Below are 647 nucleotides of genomic sequence, written 5' to 3'. Positions count from 1 at the left end.
CAGCAGCGGGCCCACCGCCACCATGAGCATCGGCAGCGTGATCGAGCGGAAGCGACGCACCGGGCCCGCACCGTCGGTCGACGCCGATTCGTAGATCTCGGAGGGGATCGCCTGAAGGGCACCGGAGCAGATCAGGAACATGTACGGGAAGCCCAGCCACAGGTTCACCAGCAGGACCGAGCCTCGCGCCAACCAGGCGTTCTCCAGCCAGGGCACCCCTGCGCCCCCGAGCAGCACCTGGTTGATCCATCCGTAGTCGGTGTTCAGCAGTCCGGCCCAGATCAGTGCCGAGAGGAACATGGGGAACGCATAGGGAAGGAAGAGGATCGCCCGGTAGAAGCCGCGTCCGCGCAGCTGGGGGTCGTTGAGCAGCATCGCCAACAGCAGCCCCAGGAAGAAGGTGAGCGCGACCGACAGGATGGCGAAGGCGAAGGTCCACAGCGTCACGGATACGAACGGCCCGCCCAGGATCTCGGGGTCGAAGATCGCCGCGAAGTTCGCGAATCCCACGAACTCCCGCCAGCCCGGACGCAGCTCCTCGCCCGCCTCCGAGACGAACGAGCCCTCACCGGAGTCGCTGTACACCGTGCCGTCCTCGGCGACCATGGAGCCTGTGTCCTCGTCATAGCTCAGCGTCGGCTCCCAGG

1 protein-coding gene is annotated in these 647 nt (G+C 66.6%); it reads right to left on the bottom strand.

The window, feature by feature from the left end; translation table 11 throughout:
- On the bottom strand, positions 1-647 hold a 647-nt coding region (locus IG178_RS24740), incomplete at both ends, for an ABC transporter permease subunit (RefSeq protein ID WP_193215243.1).

This window comes from Neoluteolibacter marinus (assembly GCF_014904755.1).
Lineage (GTDB): Bacteria > Verrucomicrobiota > Verrucomicrobiia > Verrucomicrobiales > Akkermansiaceae > Haloferula > Haloferula marina.
Note: the sequence above shows the minus strand (reverse complement) of the source record. Positions and strands in the feature narration are given on the sequence as shown.